Source organism: Nocardia sp. NPDC052566, from assembly GCF_044547285.1.
Taxonomy (GTDB): domain Bacteria; phylum Actinomycetota; class Actinomycetes; order Mycobacteriales; family Mycobacteriaceae; genus Nocardia.
Genome location: NZ_JBIUAF010000004.1, coordinates 500,511 through 525,239, shown reverse-complemented (window position 1 = coordinate 525,239; position 24,729 = coordinate 500,511). Strand labels below are relative to the sequence as shown.

At 64.4% G+C, this 24,729-nt stretch carries 18 protein-coding genes; 12 read left to right on the top strand and 6 right to left on the bottom strand.

Annotation, left to right across the window (positions count from 1 at the left end; genetic code table 11):
* Positions 1–248: 248 nt before the first annotated feature.
* Positions 249–2,561 carry an AAA family ATPase gene (locus tag ACIG5A_RS22160; RefSeq protein ID WP_397242837.1) on the top strand — a complete coding sequence of 771 codons (2,313 nt, stop codon included), beginning with the start codon at positions 249–251 and terminating at the stop codon, positions 2,559–2,561.
* A 193-nt stretch (positions 2,562–2,754) separates the two neighbouring features.
* Here ACIG5A_RS22160 and ACIG5A_RS22155 read toward each other — a convergent pair whose 3' ends face one another.
* Entirely contained in the window at positions 2,755–4,008 is a 1,254-nt protein-coding gene (locus tag ACIG5A_RS22155) for an AAA family ATPase (RefSeq protein WP_397242835.1), read from the bottom strand.
* 436 nt (positions 4,009–4,444) lie between these two features.
* Here ACIG5A_RS22155 and ACIG5A_RS22150 point away from each other — a divergent pair, with 436 nt between their 5' ends.
* The 6 genes from ACIG5A_RS22150 to ACIG5A_RS22125 all read left to right on the top strand — a co-directional run bounded on the left by ACIG5A_RS22150 (position 4,445) and on the right by ACIG5A_RS22125 (position 12,029).
* Positions 4,445–5,797 carry a hypothetical protein gene (locus ACIG5A_RS22150; RefSeq protein WP_397242833.1) on the top strand — a complete coding sequence of 451 codons (1,353 nt, stop codon included), beginning with the start codon at positions 4,445–4,447 and terminating at the stop codon, positions 5,795–5,797.
* Between the two features lie 252 nt (positions 5,798–6,049).
* Positions 6,050–6,775 (top strand): hypothetical protein, encoded by a 726-nt coding sequence (locus tag ACIG5A_RS22145; RefSeq protein WP_397242831.1) that lies wholly within the window; start codon positions 6,050–6,052, stop codon positions 6,773–6,775.
* A 157-nt stretch (positions 6,776–6,932) separates the two neighbouring features.
* Positions 6,933–9,371, top strand: coding sequence for a hypothetical protein (locus ACIG5A_RS22140; RefSeq protein WP_397242829.1), 2,439 nt, complete (start codon positions 6,933–6,935; stop codon positions 9,369–9,371).
* Between the two features lie 138 nt (positions 9,372–9,509).
* Complete coding sequence (locus ACIG5A_RS22135) at positions 9,510–9,806, top strand: hypothetical protein (RefSeq protein ID WP_397242827.1); 297 nt, start codon at positions 9,510–9,512, stop codon at positions 9,804–9,806.
* Between the two features lie 442 nt (positions 9,807–10,248).
* A complete protein-coding gene (locus ACIG5A_RS22130; protein ID WP_397242825.1) occupies positions 10,249–10,797 on the top strand; it encodes a hypothetical protein in 549 nt (182 codons plus the stop codon).
* Between the two features lie 245 nt (positions 10,798–11,042).
* A complete protein-coding gene (locus tag ACIG5A_RS22125; RefSeq protein ID WP_397242823.1) occupies positions 11,043–12,029 on the top strand; it encodes a hypothetical protein in 987 nt (328 codons plus the stop codon).
* 2 nt (positions 12,030–12,031) lie between these two features.
* Here the strand turns inward: ACIG5A_RS22125 and ACIG5A_RS22120 are convergent, their stop codons facing one another.
* The 4 genes from ACIG5A_RS22120 to ACIG5A_RS22105 are packed head-to-tail and all read right to left on the bottom strand — an operon-like array spanning position 12,032 to position 14,083.
* Complete coding sequence (locus ACIG5A_RS22120) at positions 12,032–12,658, bottom strand: alpha/beta hydrolase (RefSeq protein ID WP_397242821.1); 627 nt, start codon at positions 12,656–12,658, stop codon at positions 12,032–12,034.
* The gene (locus tag ACIG5A_RS22115) at positions 12,655–13,443 is read right to left on the bottom strand and encodes a metal-dependent hydrolase (protein ID WP_397243960.1); all 789 of its coding nucleotides are present in this window, start codon (positions 13,441–13,443) and stop codon (positions 12,655–12,657) included. The genes ACIG5A_RS22120 and ACIG5A_RS22115 overlap by 4 nt, the downstream gene beginning before the upstream one ends.
* On the bottom strand, positions 13,437–13,694 hold the full coding sequence (locus ACIG5A_RS22110) for a hypothetical protein (protein ID WP_397242819.1): 258 nt from the start codon (positions 13,692–13,694) through the stop codon (positions 13,437–13,439). The genes ACIG5A_RS22115 and ACIG5A_RS22110 overlap by 7 nt, the downstream gene beginning before the upstream one ends.
* Positions 13,691–14,083 (bottom strand): hypothetical protein, encoded by a 393-nt coding sequence (locus tag ACIG5A_RS22105; RefSeq protein WP_397242817.1) that lies wholly within the window; start codon positions 14,081–14,083, stop codon positions 13,691–13,693. Before ACIG5A_RS22105 ends, ACIG5A_RS22110 begins: the two co-directional genes overlap by 4 nt.
* Before the next feature lie 49 nt (positions 14,084–14,132).
* On the opposite strand from ACIG5A_RS22105, the gene ACIG5A_RS22100 reads away from it, so the two are divergent.
* From ACIG5A_RS22100 to ACIG5A_RS22080, 5 genes are all read left to right on the top strand, one after another.
* On the top strand, positions 14,133–15,209 hold the full coding sequence (locus ACIG5A_RS22100; RefSeq protein WP_397242815.1) for a hypothetical protein: 1,077 nt from the start codon (positions 14,133–14,135) through the stop codon (positions 15,207–15,209).
* A 474-nt stretch (positions 15,210–15,683) separates the two neighbouring features.
* Positions 15,684–17,363: a UvrD-helicase domain-containing protein gene (locus ACIG5A_RS22095; protein ID WP_397242813.1), complete on the top strand. Its 1,680-nt coding sequence runs from the start codon at positions 15,684–15,686 to the stop codon at positions 17,361–17,363.
* A gap of 80 nt (positions 17,364–17,443) precedes the next feature.
* The gene (locus ACIG5A_RS22090) at positions 17,444–17,608 is read left to right on the top strand and encodes a hypothetical protein (protein ID WP_397242811.1); all 165 of its coding nucleotides are present in this window, start codon (positions 17,444–17,446) and stop codon (positions 17,606–17,608) included.
* Positions 17,609–18,105: 497 nt separating this feature from the next.
* Positions 18,106–18,465, top strand: a complete 360-nt coding sequence (locus tag ACIG5A_RS22085) for a hypothetical protein (protein ID WP_397242809.1) — start codon at positions 18,106–18,108, stop codon at positions 18,463–18,465.
* Between the two features lie 307 nt (positions 18,466–18,772).
* Positions 18,773–20,293 (top strand): serine/threonine-protein kinase, encoded by a 1,521-nt coding sequence (locus tag ACIG5A_RS22080; RefSeq protein ID WP_397242807.1) that lies wholly within the window; start codon positions 18,773–18,775, stop codon positions 20,291–20,293.
* 97 nt (positions 20,294–20,390) lie between these two features.
* On the opposite strand, the gene ACIG5A_RS22075 is transcribed toward ACIG5A_RS22080, so the two are convergent.
* Positions 20,391–24,683 (bottom strand): LAGLIDADG family homing endonuclease, encoded by a 4,293-nt coding sequence (locus ACIG5A_RS22075; protein WP_397242805.1) that lies wholly within the window; start codon positions 24,681–24,683, stop codon positions 20,391–20,393.
* Between the last annotated feature and the right edge of the window lie 46 nt (positions 24,684–24,729).

Genomic DNA, 24,729 nt, shown 5'->3' with positions numbered 1-24,729 from the left:
GCCACCCGTTGGAACGAGCTTGGCCTGCCGATCAAGCGCGAACGCCTCCCGTGCCCATGCCATCGCTACGACGGCCCGCGCCCTCTCGAAGAGCTGTGCCTCACCCAGGTGCTTCCGCCCACCTAGCTCCAGCAGTTTCGATGATGACCCGAATTCCGTTGCCTGCCAACTGATCGCCGTACAGCGTGATCCAACGCAGAATCTTCGCGTCAGGTCATTGTCGGGCATCGGGGAGAAGGGATCTGTCGATGTTTCGCTTGAAGTCGTTGCGCCTGAGCAACGTTCGCTCCGTCGAGCAGCTGGAGTTGTCCATCGACCCGCACGGTGCGACAGCGTTGTTCGGGCCTTCCGGAGTGGGAAAGTCAGGGATCCTCGACGCACTGCCGTGGTGCCTATGGGGCGATGCATCGGCGACGACAGTGCGCCGCGACGGCTCCACCGGGCCGGTGGAGGTAACCGCCACCATCCAGATCCGCGAAACCACGATCGTCGCGACCCGCAGGCAGACGCGGTCGACGGCAGGAACCGAAACGACGACTGCCAAGCTATCGATCGACGGGGTCCGCCAACCCAACGTCACCGCCGCAACGCTGACTCGAACCATGGTGGAGCTGACAGGGCTGACAGCGAAAACCTTCCGCGGAGCCTTCTATATGGCCCAAGAACAGCTGACCAACTTGATGGTGGGAACACCGGCGACCGTGCAGGACACCTTTGAGCAGCTGACCGGTCTGGACGAGCTGAGCCGAACCATCGACCGAATGCGAGATCAGTGCAAGGAAGCCCGCATCCGCGCTGAAGCCCTTCCAGGAGACCCCGCACACGTTCAGCGGACCGCTATCGACGCCGACGCCGCGCGAGCAGACACCGAGGACGTGCGACAGCACGCCCGCTCAGCAGCCGAGAAGGCCAGCCAGGCTCACACGGTCTGGAAAGCCGCAGACGCTCACGCGCGCCGACTGCAGCAACGGCAACTCGACGCTCGAACCTCACTGGAGGACGTCATCGCCGCCGAAGCGGTGGCAGCAGAGACCGATAAGGCGCTGACCACGGCGAAGGCTGCCGTCCACGCCGCCGGTGCCGACCCGGCCCGACACCCACATCGGGAACTGCGCGAGCTACAGAACTGGATAGATCAATGGGAAAGACTGTTGGTGGAACTGACCAGCCACGGCTCCGCCCTGAAGGCCGAGACCCAAGCCGCCGCAACCGCCCACGCCGCCGCCGCGGCCACCCGAGCGGCGGCCGCGGGGATCGCAATCAATTCCCTGGCCAACCGCAGCGACGAGGCTGAACGAGCACGAGAACACGCGCAGAAACGTCTTATTGTTGCCGAGAAGATCGACACGCGTACCTCGGACGTGGTGACGCGCTTGACCGAAGCGCGCACCGCACTGGCACGGCTGAACACCTCAGCTGTGTGTTGTCCGACCTGCCAGCAACCGCTCCGCGATGCAGCTGCGGCATTGGATGCGATTCGTATTCAACTCGATGGGGCCGAATCCGATGCCGCTCACGCCAGAAGAGCTCTCAGCACCGCTAGGGCAGACGCTGCCCGCACCGATCGCACGGCGCGTGAAATCCGCGAAGAGATGACCACCGCACAAACCCAACTGGCGAAAGCAGAGCAGACCGAAGACAACGCACGAGCTGTGGACATCCGACGGCACGATGCCGCCGCGTCGCTGGCCAGCGTCGTCACCAAGATCACTGGCCGCCCGGTCCCACCGGACCCCGACCGTGCGCGGCAGGCAGCGCTGAGAGTGCATGCCCGGATCACCGAAGAGCTGACCCGCACACGTCGGCTGCTGGCCGTATGGGAATCTGTCCATACCGCAGCAGAGCAGGCACGCACCGCGAGTGAGGAACTCAGCCGCCGTCGCGCCAAGGTCCTGCCTTCTCCCGACGCTGCAGAGGTGGTCGACGCGGTCGCAACCGCGGACACGGCGCACAGCCAACTCGAGTCGCTACAGGCCGCGGCTGCCGACGCCGCCGCGGACGCTCGCGGAGCCGAGGTCGCGGCGATGCAACTCGCTGACATCGCCGACGACGCGGCCACGAAATGGGCGCGCAAACAACAGGAGATGAGTCGAGCCGAGGAAGCCCGCATCGCTCGCGATCTGCTGATCGCGCTCCGTCGCGATCTGCTCGCTGAATACTGCGACACCATCTCCGCAGCGGCGACCGAGATCATGCAACAGCTTGGCGGTGAGCACCTGGGATTCCATATCGACAGCTCTTTCATCCCGCAGGTCGTCCTGTCGGATGGAACAACACGGGCGACTCGCCAGCTGTCCGGTGGGGAAAAGGCCCGGGCCGCGGTGTGCGCGTTCATCGGAATCGGTCGGCAACTCGCTGGTGGCGGGCCGCCGGGGATGATCTTCGCCGACGAGATCACTGCAGCACAGGACGAAGCTTTCCGTCGCGAGATTTTGGCTATGCTGCGTGCCCTGGAGACGCCGATGATCGTGGTGTCTCATACCGCCGATGTTCTCGACATCGCCTCGCACGTGATCGAGCTGCAGCGGCCGCCGATGGGAACGACGCAGATCGCCGCATAGCCCCGCGCAGAACCTGCGAGGTGGATTCGTCGTGCGCGCTCATCGCTGACAACCTCGGTTCGATCGACTGGCACGACACGAAAGCGCCAGTGGCGCAATGCAATTCACTTAATATGGCCCCGCGCAGCCCTGGCGCAACGGTTCGGCCGGCGGTGCCTGGCCAGAATGGCACTCCGGCAGGGCGGCGGGAAGGTCAACTGACGGTGGTCAATTCGACTATCGCTCCCTCGCCGAGACCGAGCTTGTTCTCCAGCGCCCGCGCGATGGCGAGCCGCTGGAGCTCATCTGGGCAGGCCGAGACGAGGGCACTGGCAGCGAAACGTAGACCGAAGTGTTCGGCGACGTCACGGGCTTTCAGCAACGATCGCAGCGTCGGAACCCACGGCGCTTCTCTGCCGGTCACCGCTGCCACAGCGCTGTCAGCGGCGAGTATGCGTGCCGCGTCAACGAATTCGGAGGGCACTCCCAGCTGCGCGGCGGTGTTGAGGTCGGTAGGCACCGAGATGGTGAACGCGATGCGATCGAACAGCGCGTCATCCATGCCGAATCCGCTGCCGGGGTTGTAGGTGATGGCGACGGCGAACCCTGGCGCCGCGACGACTTCGCCGATGTGCGGGTTGGCCAGATCGCCATAACAGCGGCGATGATCCATCACCGAGAAGAACACCTGCTGCACTTCGCGAGGAGCGCGGGGGAGCTCGTCAGCAAGGAACGGCAGCCCGGAGCGCATCGCGATCAACAACGGCCCGTCCTTCCAGGAGAACCCACTGGGGGCGTGTTGGTCAGGAACGAAGCGGCCTATGACGTCCTCGGTGCTGCTTTCACCGTGGAAGGTATGTACCACCAGTTGTGGGGCGGCGACCTGTACCAGCGTGGTCTTTCCCGAGCCCGGCTCCCCGGCCAACGCGACGTTCAATCCCAAGCTGAGAGCTTTGCGCACGACCAGGACGTCGCTGAGCCCGCCGACAGTGCGCGCGATATATGGCGATCCGTCCGGGGTTGTGAACTCGGTCGGGCCGCCCAGCGCGGGGTGATCGTCGACGGCCGGTTCGGGCAGAGTCGTTGTCGCTGTGGTCGATTGCGGGGTGTCGAGCAGGGCTCGCAGGAAGCCGTCGACAGTGTGATCGTCCTCGCTGTCGAAGTAGGCGGTAAGAAACGATGTCACCAGAGAGCGGTCGGGGATGGCGTCAGGAAGGAGCACGCACCGCAAGGGGAGTGTGGCGGGGTCGCCGACGCCATCGCGGGATTGCTCGACATCGTTGGCGAGTTGGAAGGCGGCGTCGAGAAAGCCATCTACCGGTGCGGCGGGTTGATGCCGCTTCAAGGCGCCGCGGGCAGAGCTGATCCGCACCAGATCGTCTTGGCTTCGATGGAGAACGAAATGAGCCTCCGCGTCGGTCGCCGTCCCGGAGTCACGCCTCCATTGCGCATACCCGAAAGCGAGCATTGTGTGGTGGTCTCCTCCAGGTGCGGCTGGATCCGATTGTGAGCCTGAGCTTCTCCGACTGTTCGCCGTCGACCAGTCGTCCCCGGGGACGTCACGGGTGGAAAACGCACGGCATAACGTTCACCGCGTGGACTTGTCGGCGAACGGCGCTGAGGACCGCTGGAAGGTGAGCGCGTGGTCAGCGACCGCGTTAGCGCGCGCCGCCGCCGGCCGCGACGACGTGTCCGTATCGATCACAGCCCGATCCAGGTCAGGGGGAGCGGATTTCGACATCGGCACAAGGATCATTCCGGTCGCCGCCGCAGCCGCAGGACTGTCGGCCGACCAATCCACGGTGTTGGTGAACTCGCTCGCGAGCCGGTTGAGGGCTCCGGTGTTCGCTGGACTGGTTCTGGCCGGGGCGGCTCGCGCCGCGCATAGCAGATGGGTCGCCGCTGTGCCCGCTGATGTCAGCTCAGAGCTGTTTTCCACGGCATGGCAGCTGGATCGTGCGCGGGCCAGATCCCGGTTGGTGGCCCGTCGCCCGGCAGACCGATTGTTCCTGCGCGCCGCCGCCGATCGCCTGGTCCCGGACGGGCTGATGGGGGACGTCACCCGAAGGCTGGTCTGCGATCTACTGCCTGAGATCGAGTGCGGAGTGCTGCCGACCTGGCTGCGACCACAGCTGCAGACGCTCGCTCGAGAGGTGTTCGGTGCCGAAGAACTCGCGCAGATGACTGATGTCTGGCAGCAGGTGCAAAACGTCGACGACGACGACACCACGACAATGCTGATGCTGGCGCGACGATGGCTGGATCTGCACCAACAACCAGGCGACATCGCAACTGCCGCTGGCGGCGATCCGCACATGGGCTCGGCGATGGTCGCCGAGATCCTCGCCCGCATCGCCGGAGACGCGATCACACAGGCGAAGGTGGAGGGCCTGCGGCTGACGCGCCACCAAGTGCTCGCGGACAACCAGGCCGCCGACGCCCGCGATCACGTGCACAACACCGAATGTGGCGCAGGAACATTCGGTCCTGGTCGGCGGGTACAGGTCGGGTTCAGGCCACCAACCGATGACGAGCGTCGGCTGCGCGCATTGGTAGTGCGGCGGCTACAACGCGCCCAGTATCGTGCTCCGCACCGAACAGGAGCGCGGGTCGGCTACCCCACCGGCCGGGCGCGCGGAAACGCGTTGATGCAGCGCGCGGCGCAGCGCGCACAGAACGTCACGGTGACCGCGCTACCGTGGACCAGCCAACGCTGGCAGATACCACCCAAGCCGCCGATTCGTGCGGGGTTGGTCATCGACCTGTCCGGATCGATGACCAACTGGCTTCCTGCGGCGGGTGTAGCGATCTGGACGCTGGCATCGGCAGTCGATGCACTGGGTGGCCTCGCCGCGGCCGCAGGATTCGCCGGGCAGGTGTATCCGCTGCTGCGGCCCAGCTCACAACCGGCGCGGGTGCCGGATCTGACCCAACGCGGCGGATCCGACGGTTGCGCCGACGCGATAGCCGCTGTGAGCGCCGGTGCTGGCCTGCTCCAGCCCGGCGCGACGGCACTCATTGTGCTCACCGACGGCTATTTGCCCGAACCTGATTGGCCAGCGATCGATCGGCAGGTTCAGTACCTGTATCGGCACAAGGTTGTCGTGGTGTGGGCGCTGACTGCGGCCCGTGATTCGCGCACGGCCGTGCCCGCGAACACCGTTGTCCTGGAAAACGTTGCGCCCAACGCGTTTCCGCTGATCGTCGCTGACGCCCTCGCAGCACAGTTGACCAACGCCGGCGACAGACCGCACTGATCTCGAAGAGGGCGTCAGGATCGCGATCACCCGCAACGTAGGTCGCGGGCATACCACTGGTGGGCATTGCGACGGACGGAACCTGGCCCGGTTCTGGTCCGGGCGATCTGCAATGGAGAACAGTCGCTTTAGCGTCCCGTTCAACAGCTTTCACCACCACGCTGAAGCGAGGACGCTTTGACCAGCCCCCGATGCCCGATCACCATTGACCAAGCCAACGCGTGGGATCCCTTTCAGACTGCGCCGCCGATCGTGGTCACCGACGGTGCGAGCACCACTGTCGGTCACGGTCGGCTGCTGCCGCTGGTGGGCAACCGCCGCCCCTACCAATACGACGTCAGATTGCCCGACAGTCAACGCATCTACGCCGACACTCCCGAGGACGTGATCGCGGTGATCGTCGGCGGCGACTATGCGCAGCTCGTCGCCGCCGCAGCGGACTTGGAGGAATCTAGCGACCAAGACGCCATCGATGCCGTGCGCATCGAGCGGGTGCGTTTGCGGCACCGCCACGCCGATCAGGTGCGGCTAAGGTTGCAGCAGGAGATCAATGAGCACGCCCGACGCGATCACAGTTGGGACACTCTGGATCCCGCTGAACGTCAGCAGTTGGAGTCGGCGGCAGACCCCGACGGCACCTACCCGGTCGGCATTCCGACTGAGCAACCGATGATCAATGACAGCGGCTCCGTGGACACTGTGTGGCGCGGCATGTGGTTCACCAAGATCCAGTTGGTGGTGAACACCGGCGACTACATGCCCTTCTCAGACGCACTGATTCCCGAATCGCACTACGCCGAACCGGATTCGGACGGCAGGTTGGTCGTGGTAGCAGGTGATCCGAATCTGGTGCTGCTGGATATCTCCGATGAGGTCGCCTACCTCAATTCCTTGCAGACGTGCGGATACGCCGAAGTCACCATCCGCGAAGTAGAACAGCCCGACCCGCATTTCCGGCGTATCAGCGTGCCCTCCTAGCCGCATGCGGCACTGTGGCCAGCACCGACAACCGGACAGCGTCCTTGCGGATGCACGCGGATGAGTTTCATGATGAACGCATCGGATTCACTTCCTCGGTGTTGAAAGGAGCTGCCCCAGCCGTACCCGCGCAGGGTTGGTCAGGGGCAACGGCCACATGGTTTGCAGGGAAAACAAATGCCGGTCCACCGCGATCCGGCTCGCGAAAGAACTGAACAGGGCCCAAGGCTGGGCCCCGCTGCATGACCGCGAACTCCAGTCGGCTCTGCATGAGCGCACGCACGAATTCGACGCCGCACCGGACATGACTACCGAGCAGCAGATCGCATTCGTGAAGGGACTGCGTCAGCAGATCGAGAACGATCAGGACCTGTCCGAGCAGGAGAAGTACCGGATCTCTCATCGGCAGCCGGGCCTGATCACCCGGCTGGACGAGGAAATCGAGCGCCTGCGGACAGGACAGATCACCGACCAGTACGGACGAACCCGCCCTCTGCAGGACATGAACCGCAACAGCGGCGCTCAACTGCAGGCGATGCAGTATCTCGGCACGATGGTCGGGCGTATTCAGCGGGCCAAAGAGGACTATTTCGAGCTCAACGCCCGCCACACCGGCCGCAGCGTCTCCGAAGTGCGCGCGCAGTGGAACACGATCATGGACCGAGAGGGCGAAGGCCGCGGCAACGTAGGGATCTCACTGCGTGACGACTGGCGCGACCAACTGGCAGTGGCAGGACTGTCGGCGCAGGCGCAAGCCGACATCGGGCAATCCAAGCGCGCACGTGACGCATTGGCGGAGATGGAATCGCAGCGCCAGGCGGTGCTCGCCAAGCAGCCACACCGGCCCACCATCCGCCCCGAGCACCGCCGCCGCTACGTGCCGCCTGGCCAGGGCCAGATCCGCTGCGACAAGTGCGGTCAGTTCGGGCACGACGGCAGCGCGTGCCCCAACAGCGACCTCGTCGGTCAACGCACCCAGTTGGCCGAAAAGCACCGTGTCGCAACCAATCAACTCAAAGCCGCCAACATCGAGCGCTACCTCGCCAGTGGCGAGGTAACCGACGAAGCCGAACGGCGCGCGCTCGAGGCCGAACGCGACAGTTTCACTGCAGGACAGCCGGTTGGCACGGTGGCCGCCGCCGACGCCGAACTGCGACGGATCGCCCAGCAGGACAGCCAGATTCAAGCCCAGCTCGACGAGCGGGCACCGAAGGTGTCCACCTGGGTACAGGAGGTCGCCTACAACGAAGAATCCGGTCTGATGACCGTCACCCTGCAACCTCGCCGACGCAAGGACGGCACACAGGTGCCCGCGATGACCTACGAGTACCGAGTCACAAAAGACGAGGCAAACCGTATCCTCGAGCATCCCGATGTCGGAGTCGCAGTCAACCAGTCGGTGATGCAGCACGGCAAAGGCCGCACCAACGACGCCTATCACTGGGAGAACCGCGCCGACGCCGAAGCCGCGCGCACACAACACCAATGCCCGACCTGCGGGCGGTGGGCGTCGATGACGTCCTCACACACCTGCCCGGTCAAAGGGGCGCGTGCGACAGCGACAGAAACCGACGACCGCGCCGAGCTGACGCTGTGGCGCAGAAACGCGCGCGCCGCGCAATCCGCCGGCCAGGAACCACCACCCAAGCCGATGCCGCGAGTACCGGTCACCGGCGGCAAACATTGGCAGCTACCCGGCGGCGGAGTCGCCTACATCCCCAAACCCGACGCCATCCGCGCGGTCACCGATGACGGGAAAGTCGCCGCCGCGGCGGTCACGATGAAACGGCCCGACGCGACGGTGTCCGGGCAGGTATCGGTGTGGCAGGACCCCGACGGCGCCCGCCTGGTGTCACCGCTGCTGCAGGCAGGCGGAACTGGACTTCGCTGCACATGCGAGACGTACAAAGACCAGGGGCGTTGCCCCCACATTCGAGCTGCGACGCTGGCGGTGGCCAGAAACTGGGCTGCGCACCCCATCCTTGATCCCGACGTCCGGCCCGGAGTATCGGTGGCCGAGGTACACCGAGACCGTACCAGCGACACCGCATTCGACGCGCCCAAACAGCAACCTGAGCGCCTCAACTACTCCCGAATCCGCAAGTTCCGCACCGACCGCGTCGGAAACCACCTGGCTGGGCTCTGCGAAAAGCAGCGGCGCGGTGAACCGATCAACGGACCCACCGTTCGGCCACCTCGCGACGCCGAAGGCAACACGATCACGTGGCCCGACACTTTCCAACGCCCCGGCGGCAACCGCACCCACGCCGGCAAGCCCGTAGACCTCAACGATGCCGCAGCAGTCCAATACCGCTTGCGTGCAGCCTTCTTCGCGCGGACCCGCAAACACTGCTCGGTGCGCATCGATCCCGACGGCGGGATGGTGGTCACAGTGCCGAAAGCCCGCCGCGCACCGGATGGGTCGATTCCACTCGCCGAGCGCCGAGAGCTGTGTGCCACCTTCGGTATCCCAGCCGAGCGTTCCCGCGCCGACGGCCTACACATCCCGAACGACACCTCCTGGCGGCACGAAATGCTGTCCCGCGCCTACGGCGACGAACTGACCGTGCACGCCTCACGATTCAGCGTCGCGTAGCAGCAGCTCATGCCGCGCAACACCTCACAGCCGGTCCATCTGAACGCGTCTCGAGAGACGTTGTGGCACTGCAACATTCAATGCTGCTCGCTCCTAGCGTCGTCCACGACATCAACACTGGACGCAAAGGGAACCGACATGGGCGCAGCGACACGGATCGACACCGCCGTGCAGATCGAAACCCGTTCGCAGACACAGCTATACCGGCTCGACCCACCCCTGATCGGCGACGACGGGCAGGCCCACTCCTACGGTGCAGCGATGCGCAACCCGCACACCGGTGTGGTCGACATCTTGGCCGCCGACCACACCGGCCACATCGTCACTGACCAGATGGGATACGTCGCGTTGCGCAACTCCAGCCTGAACCGACGTGCCCACCGCACCACCATCGCCGACGAACTCGCCCATCTCGGCTACAGCGAGCACGACTGAACTTCGCCGCAGCCATCAGCGTGGGCGGGGGCTGCGGTGAGAGACCTCGCCCGCCAGGACCACCCGAGCACCTGCGATGCACGTCTTATGCGGAATATGAGCTCACTGCAGTTCCGGGCCCAAAGATGACAGTCCACTGGAGCACTTCCCGCTGGTGAACAGCACGACGAGGCATGACGGTGGTTTCAGTACATCAACAAGCGCGGGCGGTCGCCGAACACGGTCGACTCCTCGCCGGACTCACAACGGGCTGGACGGAACTGACCTATCCCACCAATGAGGAGCTCGCCGCCGCGACCCGTTCCGCCTTGAGCATGTCTGCGAAACGACCAACAGGATCGTCCCCACAGCCGCTGAGCCTCCGGCACAACCCACCCGTATCGCGTCCAGGACCGCCTTGGACGCGGTACGGACCACTTGAACCCATCGAACAGGAGAACACATGAATGTCAAAGCCGCCCCCAGCTGCGGCCTCTACTTCATCAACGATGGCGAAAAGCCCTATCTGACAGTCGAATTCGGACACACCGACGACGGCGTCCTGGCTGTCAACCTCACCACTGTGCCGGTCGCCAGGCAGGAGCCGATCCGGGTGGCCCTCGATGGGGCAACGCTTGTCGAGCACAACCTCCCGGCAGCGGAGAAAACGTGCGACTGTCCCGAGGACGCCCAGTCGGTGCTCGGCGGTGTGCATGTTCGCCACAGCGAGGGCTGCATCTTCGGCGAGCCCTGCCAGTATGCCTGGAACGACCAAGGCTCCCTCTACACGGGCAGCCTTGCCGACTACGCAGACCAGTGGCTCGACCGCATCAACTACGACGATCACGGCACTGATGCCGCCGCAGTCCTGCACACCGTCACCGAAGCGACCACACGCAGCTGGCCCGTGACGGTCACCTTCATCGAAATGGACGACAGCGTCCAACTCCACTACCGACTGTCTGTCGGCCCGGAATGGGTCTCCGTCATCGTCGATGGTCGCGTCGTCTGACATTCCCGCACGATCAGCTCAAGTGGCTGCAGAAGCCACTCGGGCTGATCGTTATCCGGTATTCGCAATCACTGACTTGAGCAGAACGACTGGCCGATGGGCCACCCATATCCCCCACGCTCACCGACCCAGCACCGAAAGGTCTCTGCGGTCACCGAATCCAAGCCTGTTCAAGAGATCGCGAGGGAGAAGCGCATTTCTACTGTGGCCGAGACCGCCGTTGGTTGACCCTGTTGGAGTGCGCCGTGACTTCCTCGACCGATCTCGCTGCTGACGTGCGCCCAGCCGACGACGGGCCATGCACACCGGAAGAAGCCCGCGAACTGCTGGAGCGGGCTGCGACCGCTGCTGTTGAATTCGAAGTCACGATGCGCCAGATCCTGCGACGGAAAGCCTGGGCTCCGCTCGGCTACTCGGGACCACGGGAGATGTTTCTGGCTGAGTTCAAAGACGGCGGTCTGATCAATCAGCAGACCGGCAAACCTTATGGGCGTGCACACATCTACCGCATGGCCAACCTCGCCTTGTTCTTGAGCGAAATCGAGGACCGGACCGGCATCGACGCTGCCGAGCTGGGTATCCCCGAAAAGGCTCTGCGCGCGGCCCGCGCCAACGGCGTCGACCCCGATCAGCTGCTCGAGCAGATCGAACAGCGGGTGACCGCAGCCACTGTCGACGCCCTGTCCGAGCCCGAGGCGGTACAGCAGATCGTTGACGACGTCATCAACCACGCCGCAGGACGAATCACCACACCAGGGCACGAAACCGACGGTCCCGACGGAAGATCCGCTGTCGGGGATAGCGATGACAAGCCGGTCGATGACAGCGCAGCGAGCGACAGCAGCGACCGGCTAAACCGTGATCCGCACCCGCAACTCAGGGACGGGAAGAACGCGTCCGATCCGTTCAATGCCTTCGGCAGTCAGAAGCAGGGCTCGCTCGCTCCGAATACCGACGAGTCATCGTGGGCATCAGCGGTCGCTGGCGCGCAGGCGTGGGTCGACTTCATTGAAGAACTTCGCCGGATCAACAGGCTCGGACAGCAGCTGGCGAGCTTGCCCGAGGTCGAGGCGAAGCTTCCCGAATTCCTCGATGCCTGCGACGACTCCGAGCTCGACGCATTCACTGAACTCCTCGACAGTGTCCGCCGCACGATCACACCATTGCCGGACTATGTCGCGGCGATCGAGGCGATTCGCGGAGAAGCACGCACCCGCGCCGAGGACATGTAGATTCAGCCGCCGAGCGCCGTTTCGAGCGCCGGCGCCGTCGCGTCGACACAGCCACTGAAGCTGGCCACGCCACGATAGAGAGCGGGATGGCGGGTAGCCAGGATCGCCGCCGCGGCCGCACCCATGGACACACCGCCGACCGCGTTGCGGCCGTTGCCGTGGAATTGTCGGTCGATCAACGGCGGCAGTTCACGGGTCAAGAAGGTCTCCCACCGCATCAGGCTGCCGAGGTGATGATCAGGGCGCTGCCAGTCGCTGTAGTAGCTGCCTTCGCCGCCCACCGGCAGGATCACGTTGACCTGCTTGTCAGCGAAAAACGCGTCGATGTCGGTGAACTGAGACCAATTCGTGGTCGGCGGGCGGGAGTCGACCCCGTCGAGCAAGTAGTAGCTGGGCCGCGCTGTCGTGCCTGGTGGATGCAGGACTTCGACGGGGATGATTCGATCCATCGCGGGGGAGTACACGGACACCAGTGATTTGGTCGGCCGGATGTCGTCGACGCCCACGATCTCCGCGTCGACTTCTGGCTGTCCGAGCGCCACCGGGATACCAGACAGCACCATTGCCACGGCAGCGACGGTGATCGTCGTCCGGCGAATCACGCGAATCGCCAGCGGCAGCGTCGTCATCGGGCCGTGGTGGCGGACGTGACCGCTGGTGCTACCGCGATGACCGCCACCACTGCGGTGGTGGCGGTCAAACCCGGTAGCAGAGCGAGCTTTTCGAAGGTTCCGTTCGCGCGGATCCGCAGGATGCTGGGCAGAGCGAACTCCCACCACCGTTTGCCGTTGATGACCACGAACGGTGCCAGAAATGGGATTCCTTCTTTGGTGATACCGTCCCCGAGGCAATGGGTGATACACCCGATCGTGATCATCAATCCCAGACTCGTCGAACCTGTCGCGGCGGGCATCGAGATCCAGGCGGCCGCTGTCAGAGCTGCGGTCGCGGCCATTACCGAGGGCGGGCCGACCTGTTTTGTCCAATCGCTGGCGAGGCCGCGCAGCGCCAAGCCCAGCATCAGGAACAACGTCAACCCGATAATCGGCTTCCCGATCCCAGCGATCAACGCCGACACTCCCGCACCCACGGTGACAGCGAACAGAAGGGTGTGGGTCAATGTCCGGTGCCCAGGGTCACGATGGTTGTCGGTCGGCGTTCGCGTCGCCCTATAGAAAAGTGCTGAGGCGGTATTGAGTGCTTTCGCCGCGCCCTGTGACGCCGTCCCGAACGCGCGGGCGACGGTCGAGTGTGGCAGGTCCAGGTCGGGCAAGAGCGCCGCCCCCGCGCAGACTCCGCCCCACACAAACGTTTCCGCTATCGATGACGGTCCGCCCCATCGCTGGGGCAGGAGTTCGGCGACGATCATCCCCGCCGCGGCTCCGGACATGGCATGCGTCGGTCCCATCACCATGGCGTGGCCCAAACGCAGTGCACCGTCAACGAGCTTGCTGTGCCGTCGTAGCCGATCAAGGCGCCGACAGCATGGGCAACAATCGGGATCCACCGGTAGGTGAGGTCGGCTATCGCGTTGACCACCGCACTCACCAGCCGCAGCCCTACGGTGGCGGCGTCGGCGCCGGAGGCCCCGCTGTAGTTGACGTAGCCGCGGTACACCCCGACTGCCACGATCCCCCACATTGCCATTTTGAGCAGGGTCTTCACTTCGGCTCCTCAGCTCTGGAGGGCGGGGGAGGAGGTGTGGTGGTGAATGGGAGGTGCTTGTCGATCTGGTCGTGGACGATCTGTCCGCCCTCGTCGACGCCGGTCTGGACTGTGCCGCGGGCGCGGTCGAACCAGCCCGGTTCAAAGATCGTCACGCCGCCGCCAGCCAACCTGAAGATCCCCAACGCGATTCCGGTGATGGCGACGAACCAGAGCACCCGACTGACGACGCCGTCTCTACTACGTGGTGGCCGCGGACGCTTCATCAGGCTGTCCCTTTCGCTGACGCAACTGACAGCGCGCACCGTATGCAGCGGGTTCTCCACCGCCACGCAGTCAATGCCCCCAACCCGTTCGAGCGCGACTGCAACAGTTGTCGCATCCTTCACCAAAACTTCGGTCCACCAACGCAATCCAGCACAGGGGGACCACTCCAACATGGCACGCCGCACTGCTCGACCCGCCCGCGCCGCAGCACAACTCGCCGCTGTCGAGCGCATCGAACGCGCTGTCGCCGGACAGCGCCTGCGCGCTGAGCAGTGCGGCGCTTCGCGCGCAGTTGCCCACCTCGCGGCCGGTCGACCATTCATTACCGCGCCGAATCCGACCAGACCCGAGCGGCTTCCGCCGATGAGCCTGTCGGCGGCAGTGCAATCGGCCGCGATCGCATCGATGTGGCGCGCGACATCGCAAACGGCGTTGCTGGTAGATGCCACCCTTACCGAGGAACTGCTGCGCTCGACCTCCGACGCCCTACCGACCACCGTGCTGCGACGACTTCCCTACATCAACCCGCTCGTCGTATTCGCCGAACCCGTTCCCTCCCACGCCGTGGACGGCCGCCCCAGTCAATTGCTCGGATTCTTTGTCGACGGTGCGTGGGGCACGCACGATCGACTCGATGCGCTGGGATCCTCGCTGGAGGCGCCGATCGTCGGGGCCATGATGGTCTCCGAGGTGTGCGACGGCAGCACAGTCACCCATGAAATCCACCGTCTCGCGCTACCGGTGACCGCCGACCGTGTCACCATCACCGACCTGATCACCGAAACAATCAAGCACATCGCCATCCACACGGTCGACGACAGCGAACCAGCCGCCGCACCGACCCGCCAATGCCTGACACACCACCTCCAGGTGGCGGTGAACACGCTGCTGTACCTGTGCGCCGAGGATCCCGACATTCAACCGATCGGCCCGACGAAGCCCAAATCGAACCGCGCTAGCACAAACAACGGCAAAAGGCGTTCCCGCGCAACCGAAGTCGTTCACGTCGGCTGGCGAATCGGCGCACATTTGCGTCTTCTACGTCGACGAGCCACCGAAGCACAACCCGGATCTAATCGGGGCGGATGGAAGCATCCGCCGCGCCAGCGTAAAGGCCACTGGCGGATTGTCTGGACCGGGTCGGGCCGCGAAACATCCAAGTTGAAATGGATTGCACCCTACTGGATCCACCGTGACCAGCTCGGGCTGCCGACCACGAAGTCCACCCTCGTCCCGGTGAAGTCCTGAGCCATCAACGCCTCACCGCGCCCCAACCGGTGCGCCCGACACCTCGCGCCGCGCGCTGCTGCGCCAGCTCGAGCGCACGCTGCTCGAGCGCACCTGCGGTTGTCATAAGCAACAGATTGCGTATGACACCCGCGGGGCAGGGGCAGCTGTCCATTGCAGACCTATAGGAGTGCCCAGGCCCGCCGTCTGGCGCTGACTGAAACACCCGTCCCCCCCTGCTAGCACACTCAGACGGACACGAGTCAGAACGAAGAAGCGGAACGGCCAAGGGACAGGCACAGCCACCGGCAACATGACCCGGCTACGGCTGCACCCCCGCCCCCACTCCATGTCGACGGTCGGACCCGGCATCTTCGGATGGCTGCACCACCGAAATCCGTCCGCCAGCGGAGAGAACCGCGGCGATACCGTCACACGCTCAGAGTCGCCCGCTCCCAACGACTCCGGACCACGAGCCCAGAAAGCCTGCCTGCGATGCCTGCCTTCGAACCCACCGCCGAACAGCTCCACATTCATGATCTGTTTCGAACGGGCAAGCCGCTGCTGATCCGTGCTGGCGCCGGAACCGGCAAGACAACCACACTGCAGCAGCTGTCACAGATCCTTCAGCAGGAGAACCGGCTCGGGCTCTACCTCGCATTCAACAGAGCAATCGCCGTGGAGGCACAGCGAAAGTTCCCGACGAATGTCACAGCGAAGACCAGTCACGCCCTCGCCCGAAAAGGAATCAGCGTCTCAGCCCACGCACCCCTGCTCGACAAGATGGGCGCGGGACGAATCCCGTTGCACGTCACTGGCACTCGGCTCGGCATCCGCAGCATAAGCGTAAGTGGAGCAGACGGCAGCCCTCGCCTACTCACCGACTACAAAGTCACCCGCCACGTCATCCGGACCCTCGACGAGTTCTGCAAGACCGCAGATGAGCACATCGGACCCCAGCACGTGCCCGCGATGGTCGGCCTCGACACCGACGGCGCAACCGAACTCGCCGAGCGCATATTGCCGTGGGCCGAGAAAGCGTGGCGAGATGTCAGCCATCCCAATGGGGACGCGATCAAGTTCGGCCACAACCACTATCTGAAGCTGTGGCAGCTGATGCACCCGCGGATCGGGCGGCCCGGCGCCGCGTTGTTTCTCGACGAAGCCCAGGACACCAGCCCGGTCCTCGCCGCAGTTATCGCCGAGCAGGACCACCTCCACCGCGTCTTCGTCGGCGACCGAGCGCAATCAATCTACGCGTTCACCGGGGCCGTGGACTCCATGGAGAACTTCGGCGACGCAGCCGAAGGCCGACTGACCCAATCGTGGCGATTCGGTCGAGCAATCGCAGAGGCCGCGAACGAGATGCTGGCACAACTCGGCGATGACATGCGACTGGTGGGCAATCCCGCTCGCGAGTCCCGGATCGTGACCGGACCGCAACATCCCCACGACGCGATCCTGACGCGCACGAACGGAACCGCGCTCGCGCATGTCATCGCGGCACTGGCCGCTGGCCGCACCGTGCACATGATGGGCGGGGACTCAGAAAACGCCGTCCGATTCTGTGACAGCGCCGAAAAACTGAAGGCAGGACAACCGGCATCACACGAGGACCTCGCCGCATTCACGACATGGGGCCAAGTTCAGGAGTACGCCGAGGATTCACCCGACGCCACCGATTTGAAAGTATGGGTGCGCCTGATCGACGACCACGGCGTCGATGCCCTGCGTAATGCTTTGACACGGCTTCAACCGGAGGACCGCGCATCGTTGGTCGTCTCGACAGCGCACCGGTCGAAAGGTCGCGAGTTCGAACGGGTTCGACTCGCTGATGACTTGGCCGAGGCGCTCGACAAATCCGACCGTGGGTCGACTGCGTTACGGCAAGAGCGAATGCTGGCATACGTCGCGATCACCCGGGCGAAAATGACCCTCGACCCCGGTGCGCTGGCCTCGCCTGCCGATTCGGCACCGGTTCAGCTCCTCCCCGCAACGTCGCCACCGAGCCAAGCCGTACCCCCGCCCGCCGAAACATCAGGCAATACACACCAGACTGTCTCGGTGTCGTTCACGGATCGAGAGATCGCGGCGTTACAGAGGTTGGCTGGCAACGACCTCACAGGGTGGCTTCGTGATACCGCGCTGTCGCACCTCGCTGACAAAGCCTCGTGACACCTACTTGTGAGAGGCTGCGAGCGCCCCTCAGGGGGCGCCGACTCGGCCAATTTCGGGCCGCCCGCTGGTTGAAACTGGTGCTCGACTTCAGGACGCAGGTTGCGAAGCGCGTTAAGGACCGCGTCATCGGCCTCGTCAGCGCGCTTCATCTGATCGAGCTGTCCGAGGCGGTCCCGGTGGGCGGCGACGCTACCGATCATTTCGGTGATCACCGATTTCGAGATGGCGTCGAATTCCGATGACGGCAGCCGGTGGTTCAACGCTTGCGAGCGGCGGTGCGCGAGCAGCACCAGCTGCCCCTTGCCGGGCGTTCGGCCAACCATGGACTGCAACATTCCCTGCCGGTGGTTGGGACTGTGTGCCTCTCAACTTGTTTGGAGAAGGAGGCGCTCACCATGGCGGCTATGCACGACACGCCACCGACCCCCGACCTGTGCCCGTTGTGCGGTGGGACAGGACTTGGTCGGGCGGTCGACATCGACGGCAGCGCAGCGGAGAGCTGCTGGAAATGCAACGGCCACGGCGACACGCACACTGGAGCTCGCCCCTTCCTGAACACATTTCGGATGACTGCGCGAGGACCAGTCAGATGACACCCCGCCGATCCTGTCGGCCGAAGCACCATCAGCCCGGATGCCGTGACGCTCAGGCAGAGTATGAACTACCGCCGATGAACGCGCCGCCCAGCAACGCTCACCGGCCGCGACGACACCGACTGTTCAACAATCAGGAGTTGGCAATGCCAGACGGAGCCAACCGCATCGTCGATCCGGAGCTCTCCGAGACGCTGGCGCGGTATGCGTTGGAAGCACCGCGCGACGGTGACTGCCTCCATACCGTGGCAAAAGTGACGAACGCACTGATCGAAAAGGGATTCCAGGCCCACGCCATCCCCGTCGCGGGATGGATCGACCTCTCGTCCACCATGCTTGGATTCCTCCATCACGTCACCATCTGCGGTGATGTGATCCTCGACGGCACCGCCCGCCAATTCAACACAACTTTGCCGACCGTCTGGATCGCACCGACCCAGCAATACCTCAGGGACTTGGCCGACAAGACCGGCGTGCACCACGCATCCTTCTTCCCACCGGGCTGAGCAGCCCGTCCTGACAACCTCCGACCTGGTTCTGCCACCGCAGCGGCGGCCCTTCAGCCCCGCGTGGAGCGACTTTCCTCGACGATGGACCCAGACACCAGCACCGACAACGACGACTAGCCCTCCGCCATCGACACCGCCGTCAACATGGTCAGGCCCTACGGCTGGTTATAGCGCGAGATGAGGTGGCATACAACGCTGCTCAATCGCGTGATCTGGCTATCGGGACAATGCGCTGCTGCAGCAATGGAATGCCAAAGTGTCCGAGTAGTCTCACGTAGTCGTCACTGCGAGAGGGGAAGTGTTGATGTTGAACGGCGGTGACGTGTTCGCTGGCTACCATATCGAGCGCCTGATCGGGCAAGGCGGCATGGGATCGGTGTACCTGGCACGACATCCTCGGCTGCCACGGCGGACCGCGCTGAAGCTGCTCAACCGTGAATTGTTCTCCGACAACGAAAGCCGGGCGCGCTTCGCCCGCGAAGCCGATCTGTCGGTCGGACTGGATGGCCACTCCAACATCGTCACCGTCTACGACCGAGGCGCCGAAGCCGACCACCTATGGATCTCGATGCAGTACATCGACGGAGTCGACGCCTCGCAGATCGACCCGCTGGCTCTATCGCCCTCGGATGCGGTAGCGATCATCGAACTAGTCGCCGCCGCCTTGGATTTCGCACACGAACACGGTGTTCTACATCGTGATGTGAAGCCAGCGAACATCCTGCTCGAACATCCTGTGAGCGGGCGACCGCGAGGGGTGTTCCTGACCGACTTCGGTATCGCGCGCCTGCGGGAGGATATCGCCCGCCTGACCCAGACCGGGACATTCACCGCGACGCTGGCGTTTGCCTCACCTGAGCAGATGACCGGTGGACCGACCGGTCCCACGTCTGATCAGTATTCACTGGCGTGCACGCTGTTTTGGCTCTGTTGCGGCGGCGGCCCGTTCGATGCCACCCACCCTGGCGAAGTGGTGCGCGGTCACCTGCAGCTGGAGCCGCCGTCGGTGCGCACCAAACGCCCAGGCCTACCAGCCACGTTGGACGCGGTGTTCGCGCGAGCCTTGGCCAAACGACCGCAGGAGCGGTTCAGCTCCTGCGGTGAGTTCGCCGCCGCCGCTCGCCAGGCGCTGAGGATGAACCCCGAACTGTCGCCGGAACCGCTGATCGTGGCGCGCTCGGCTCCAACGATGCGACGGATCCCCTCCCCGATCGAAGCCGCACCCGAACATCCGCACCGGGTTGCCGAATGTTCGTCTGCCACAGAACCGCCTGCCGGAGTGCGGGATTGGTCGCCCGCGTCAAGCGTCAAGTTCAGACCCAGCTGGTGGCGGGGCAGGAGAGTGACGGGTCTCGTGGGCGGTGGCGCGCTGGCGTTGGTAGCGCTGATCGCGGTGGCTGCAGCGCGACTCAACGGCCCCACTCCTTATCAATCCGATGTGTCTGCGCCAGCGACCGTCGCGGAGCTGACCACGGTGATCGATGGCGCTCTCGACGTGTCGGTGCCGTTGACGGACAAAGGGAAGTTCGTTCACGGCGCGGACAAGGACACCGAACTCGCGCGTCGGTTCCCTGGACTGTTCAACCCGAACAACGCCAAGGTGCGGGTGCTGGACGCGAAGACGATGGGCGGTTCCGTCGAGGCCCACCTGACCCTGACTCCTCCCGGAGGCCAGCCCAAGCAAGTGGTGTTGTGGTTCCGCGGCTACGGCCACCACTGGAAAATTTCCGACGAGTGGATCTGCGAGAGGCTATGGGAGCGCAGCGAGACCTCCCCGGGATGCGCCTACCTCGAGAAATACCGGCGGGTTCCTCCCTCACGATGACGCCCAGCCAGCTTGGCCGGTGGGCGACGGTTCTCAAGGTCCTCGGTGAGATCCGAGTGGACTAGTCACTGGCTCGGTGAGCCACGCCGTCAGACGGTTAGGCCCAGTCGTCCTCCCAGTCGTCGTGACCGAAGTGAACGGTCGGCGCGGTAGCCACTTCGATCGGCGTCGGCCGCTCGAAGTGGCTAGCCTCGCCATCGCTGTCCGAGCCCTCGGTGCGGGCCCGACCGTCCGCGGTCATGACAGGTGATCGGTCGACCAGAACCCATTGCGGATCTTTGCCTCCGTACTGGTTTGGCACCATCACCTGCTGATAGCCCAGCTCACGCAGTCGTGCACGCACCATATCCTTCGAGCCTTCGACAACGAGCGACGGATCCCACGGGGCCGGCTGAGTGTCGTTGGGCAGGAACATGTTCTGCAGCATCTGGAACCCGTTCATCGAGTCATACGCCCAGGCCCGCCCCTTCGGATTACCTTCAGGCGGGAACATGGTGCCGTGGTTGTCGCCCATGATCTGTTTGCTGGTGGCGTCGTCAACGGGACCGATGCACATCCGGAAGTCGAGCTGCGAATCGAGCTGGCCGCCCATGATGCTGCGAGCAGGCTTCTGCGCAGCGGTGACGAGATCGATCTCCACCGCCCGCGCCAACAATCCCAGCTTGTCCAGCAGGGCGTTCGCGGCCGCCTTGATCTCCTCGATGTCCTTGTTGTTCGATTTGGTGAGGTAGGCGACGATCTCGTCGAAGAACAGCAGAAGCCGCTTGGGGCAAGGGCCGTCCTCCTGCTCGTAATCCGGATGCTGGGCGTACAACTCCCGCAGTTGCTGCAAGTTCCGTACACCGCGGCGACCACACCTAGCCTGCCGGTATTCCATCTGCTCGGCGGCGTACTCGATACAGCCGACGATTTCCTCGACCTCGGCTCCGAACCGAATGACATTGGGAAACTCCACCGTCCAGGTGAAATCCATCCGCTTCGGGTCGCAGACAACGGCTTCGAGGTACTCCGGCTGATACAGCACCGCGAACAACGCGATCCCCAACGCAAAGGAATTGTGGGTGGGGATCATGGTGCGGCCGATGAGGAACTGTTGGGAGACGGAGTCGACGGAGATGCACCGCGTGGGCCGTGGAGCTACTTTGACGATGTCGGTGATGTACCGGTGCGTGGTCAGCGCGCGGTTGTGCGATCTTGTCCGGTCGGCCTGCGTGAGGGTCTTGCGAGGGAGGTGGAATACCTGGTCGGTGGTGGTGAACGTGATCGTCCATTTGGGACCGATGTCTCGTCCATCCAGGACTGCTCGGCTGGTGCGGATCGTTGCGCGGTAGCCGAGGCTGATGACGAGTTCGTGTGTCCCGGTCGCGAGTTGTTCTGTGGTGGTCGTGAATTCGATCCCGCCTTGTGGGCTGACGGTGCCGTCGGTGTCGAGTAGACCGGCGAGCAGATCGCGGCGCTGCTGTTCGGATCCGCGCAGGTAGGTCGTTGGAATGTGTTTGAGGGTGCCACGGTCGAGCGACGTGCGGAGAAGGCCGAGTTCGCGAAGCTGTGGTGCTAGACCGTCGATCTTGTAGATGCGGGCACCAGACGCGCCGCTACTGGGCTGAAGTGCCTGGCGCACGGTGTACCCCTCGTCGCTGATGCGGTCGGGAATTTCTGGGTCGGCGCTGGTGATCTCGGCTCGGCACGAGGTGCCGTCTCCGAGCCAGGCGCCTAGCACGTACGGCGGAATGGGTAGGGCGGTGTCGGCCAGGCGAAGGGCGCCGGCGACAGGGATCGAGTGGTTTGCGTAGCCGCCGGCGCGGAGGGTGGCGCGGATTTCGCGGGTGGTGCGGACCTGGCCGAGGGCGCGATGTTCTCGTTGGTTGAACATGGGCTTGTCGCCGTAGTCGGCGATCGCATTCAGCAGTGTCCTCTTCGGATAGAACCGCACCGGCGGACCACCCCGTGTGATCGTCCGTTCAGGGATCATGCATTCGACTGTGCGCGTCTGAATCGTGGACGGAATGTCCGCTCCCTGCAGCCACTGGCGCACCTTCTGTGCAGGTACCTGGGCGGTTTCGGCGATGTCACCGGCGCACAGCGCATTCGCGCCGCGCAGCAACTGACAAGCCTTGATGATCTTGCCCTTGTTCGCCGCCAGCACGCTGTTCGACCGAGCACGCCGTGCCTTCGCGATCAAGTAGTCGACCAGAGCGTCGGCGTCATAGAGACGGACGCGCTGCCGTCGGCGGACCGTCTGAAGGGAGTAGTGATACGTGCGCTGAACCGGATGCTCCCGTATAGGCCCGATCGTGTTCGCCAGAGCGTGCAGTGGCGGTGACGTTGGGTTGATGCCGGTTAGTCGGGCGGCCTCGGGCAAGGTGATTCCGTCGCTGCGTTTTGCGATGAACGCGATTTGCCGCAATCTGGCTGTTGTGTCGGTGGGCAACCATGGCTGCCTCGCACGGTGGGCGTCGAAATGAGTTTGGCTGGACCGGGATACGCGTGCCTGGCGATCTTCGGTGAACCACAGGTGCTCGTCGTCGCACACGACCCTCGACCCGTCGGAAAAAACGACCTCGAAGTTTGTGTCGGTCAGCGGCTGGTCGTAGACCCCGGTGACACGGCATGGCTGTCCGTTCTCATCGAAAACGGCGTCGCCGACATTCAAATCACCGAACCGGGCCCACCCGGAGGGTGTCGCGATCGGCGTCTCGCTGTCGATCGCCTTCCCCGAGCCTGTCTTGCCGCCGAACAGACCGTGTGGAATTTGGGTGAGGTTCCAGACTACTTCGCCGCCGCGGCGTTTCGGGCCGAAAAGAACCTTGCCGTCTCGTGCTAGAGCGAGGAATCGCTCGAATTCCGGTGTGCCTCGCCGTGGGAAGGCGATGAATTCGGGCAATGGTGGTACCGCGGTGAGCAGGACGTACCCGGCCTCGGGATGCCAGGAGTAGTTCCAGTCGCACACGGTGAACAGGGAGTCGAAGTGCTGCTCGAATGCTTGGAGCGTGTCGGGTTTTGATACGTCGGCCGATCCGAATCGCACTTTGATCTTGGCTGGCTGCGCCGTCGCGCGTTCGCTGTCGGATGGCTCCCATTCGAGGATTTCGATGTCGCAGTCGTTGCCCCGCTTGCCGAATTGGGAGTCGACTGCCTGCCATAGCCGTTTGGTCTGCGCTTTTCGCAGGGCTGCAGCATGCTCGGGCGGGAACGCTCGTGCCTGTACTGAGGTGGTCGCGGACACGGTCCACGTGTAGGTCCAGATCAGGCCGGGGTAAGTGGGGTCGAGTGCGTCGTCGGCGGTGTCTTCGAAGGCGCGCTGGCTACGGCGGGTGGTGAAGGTGCCGGAGCCCAGGGATGCGGTGAACGCGACGGGGATCCAGGGATCGCCGTGGTCTGGTTCTTGCCATGCGGTGACGGTGGTGACGGCGGTGTCTTTGGTGCGGGGCATCTGTGCGGCGACGTGGTCGGCTACCCAGCGTTGGGTGAGTTTGCGGTGCGCCGCCACGGATCCGGGTTCGGTGCCGCTGATTTCCAGCTGTCCGGGTGTGGTCCAGTCATAGATCCAGATCTGGTCGGCGCGGACGACCTCGGTGTCGCAGGCGCGTTCGATGGCGTCGCGCACGTCGGGTTGGGAGGTGTTGTGCCCGTCGAAGGTGAACACGACGCGTGCGGGAACGGGGATGGGTCCCTTTTGTGGGTGCTCTCGGGTGGTCCATTCGGGAATGTCGAAGTCGTAGCTGTAGGTCTTGAGCTGGCGGTCGGTGATCTTGAACCATTCGGTGAATTTGGTTCGCAGGTAGGCGATTTCACGTTGTTGGTGCAGGCGCGGGTCGGCGGCGGTGACGGCGTCGGCACGCAGGCGACCGGTCTTGATCACGATGCTGTATGCCCAGCCACCACCTGCGGCGGTGTAGGGGTTGGGTAGTTTGTCGACCGCTGTCTCGAGAAGGCCGCGGGACAGCGGTGATTGTCCGGCGGGGGAGTCTGCAGCCAGGGTGATGTCGACGCGTAGGGGCAGGTTTTTGCGTCCCCACCTGCGGATGGTGACCAGAGCGTCCGGGGCGATGGGTTGGCTGGTCGTCGGGCGTGGGTGGCCGGCCTGCTGGCGGGTGCTGTCGATGATGTTGGCCTGCAAGGTTGTGCGGGCTGCTGTCACTCGGTACGAGCGCACGAGGGTGTAGACGAGGGTGAGGGCGGCGAACCCGCCGAGATAGAGCGGGATAGTGGCTGCGAATAGGTAGACCAGGAAAGCCCAGACGGTGAGGATGAGCCAGTTCCACGCCGAGCGGGGCAGCGGGCCGATCGGTTCTGTGTCGCGAAACCAGGTCAGCAACATCCAGTCGCGCAGTAGCGGCTTGGCTTTGGTGAAGACTGCTTCAACAAAGGTGGTGTTCTTCGCCGCCATGGTGTCCTCCGCCTGGTCAGTTCTCCAGACGGCACGGTAAGCGTCG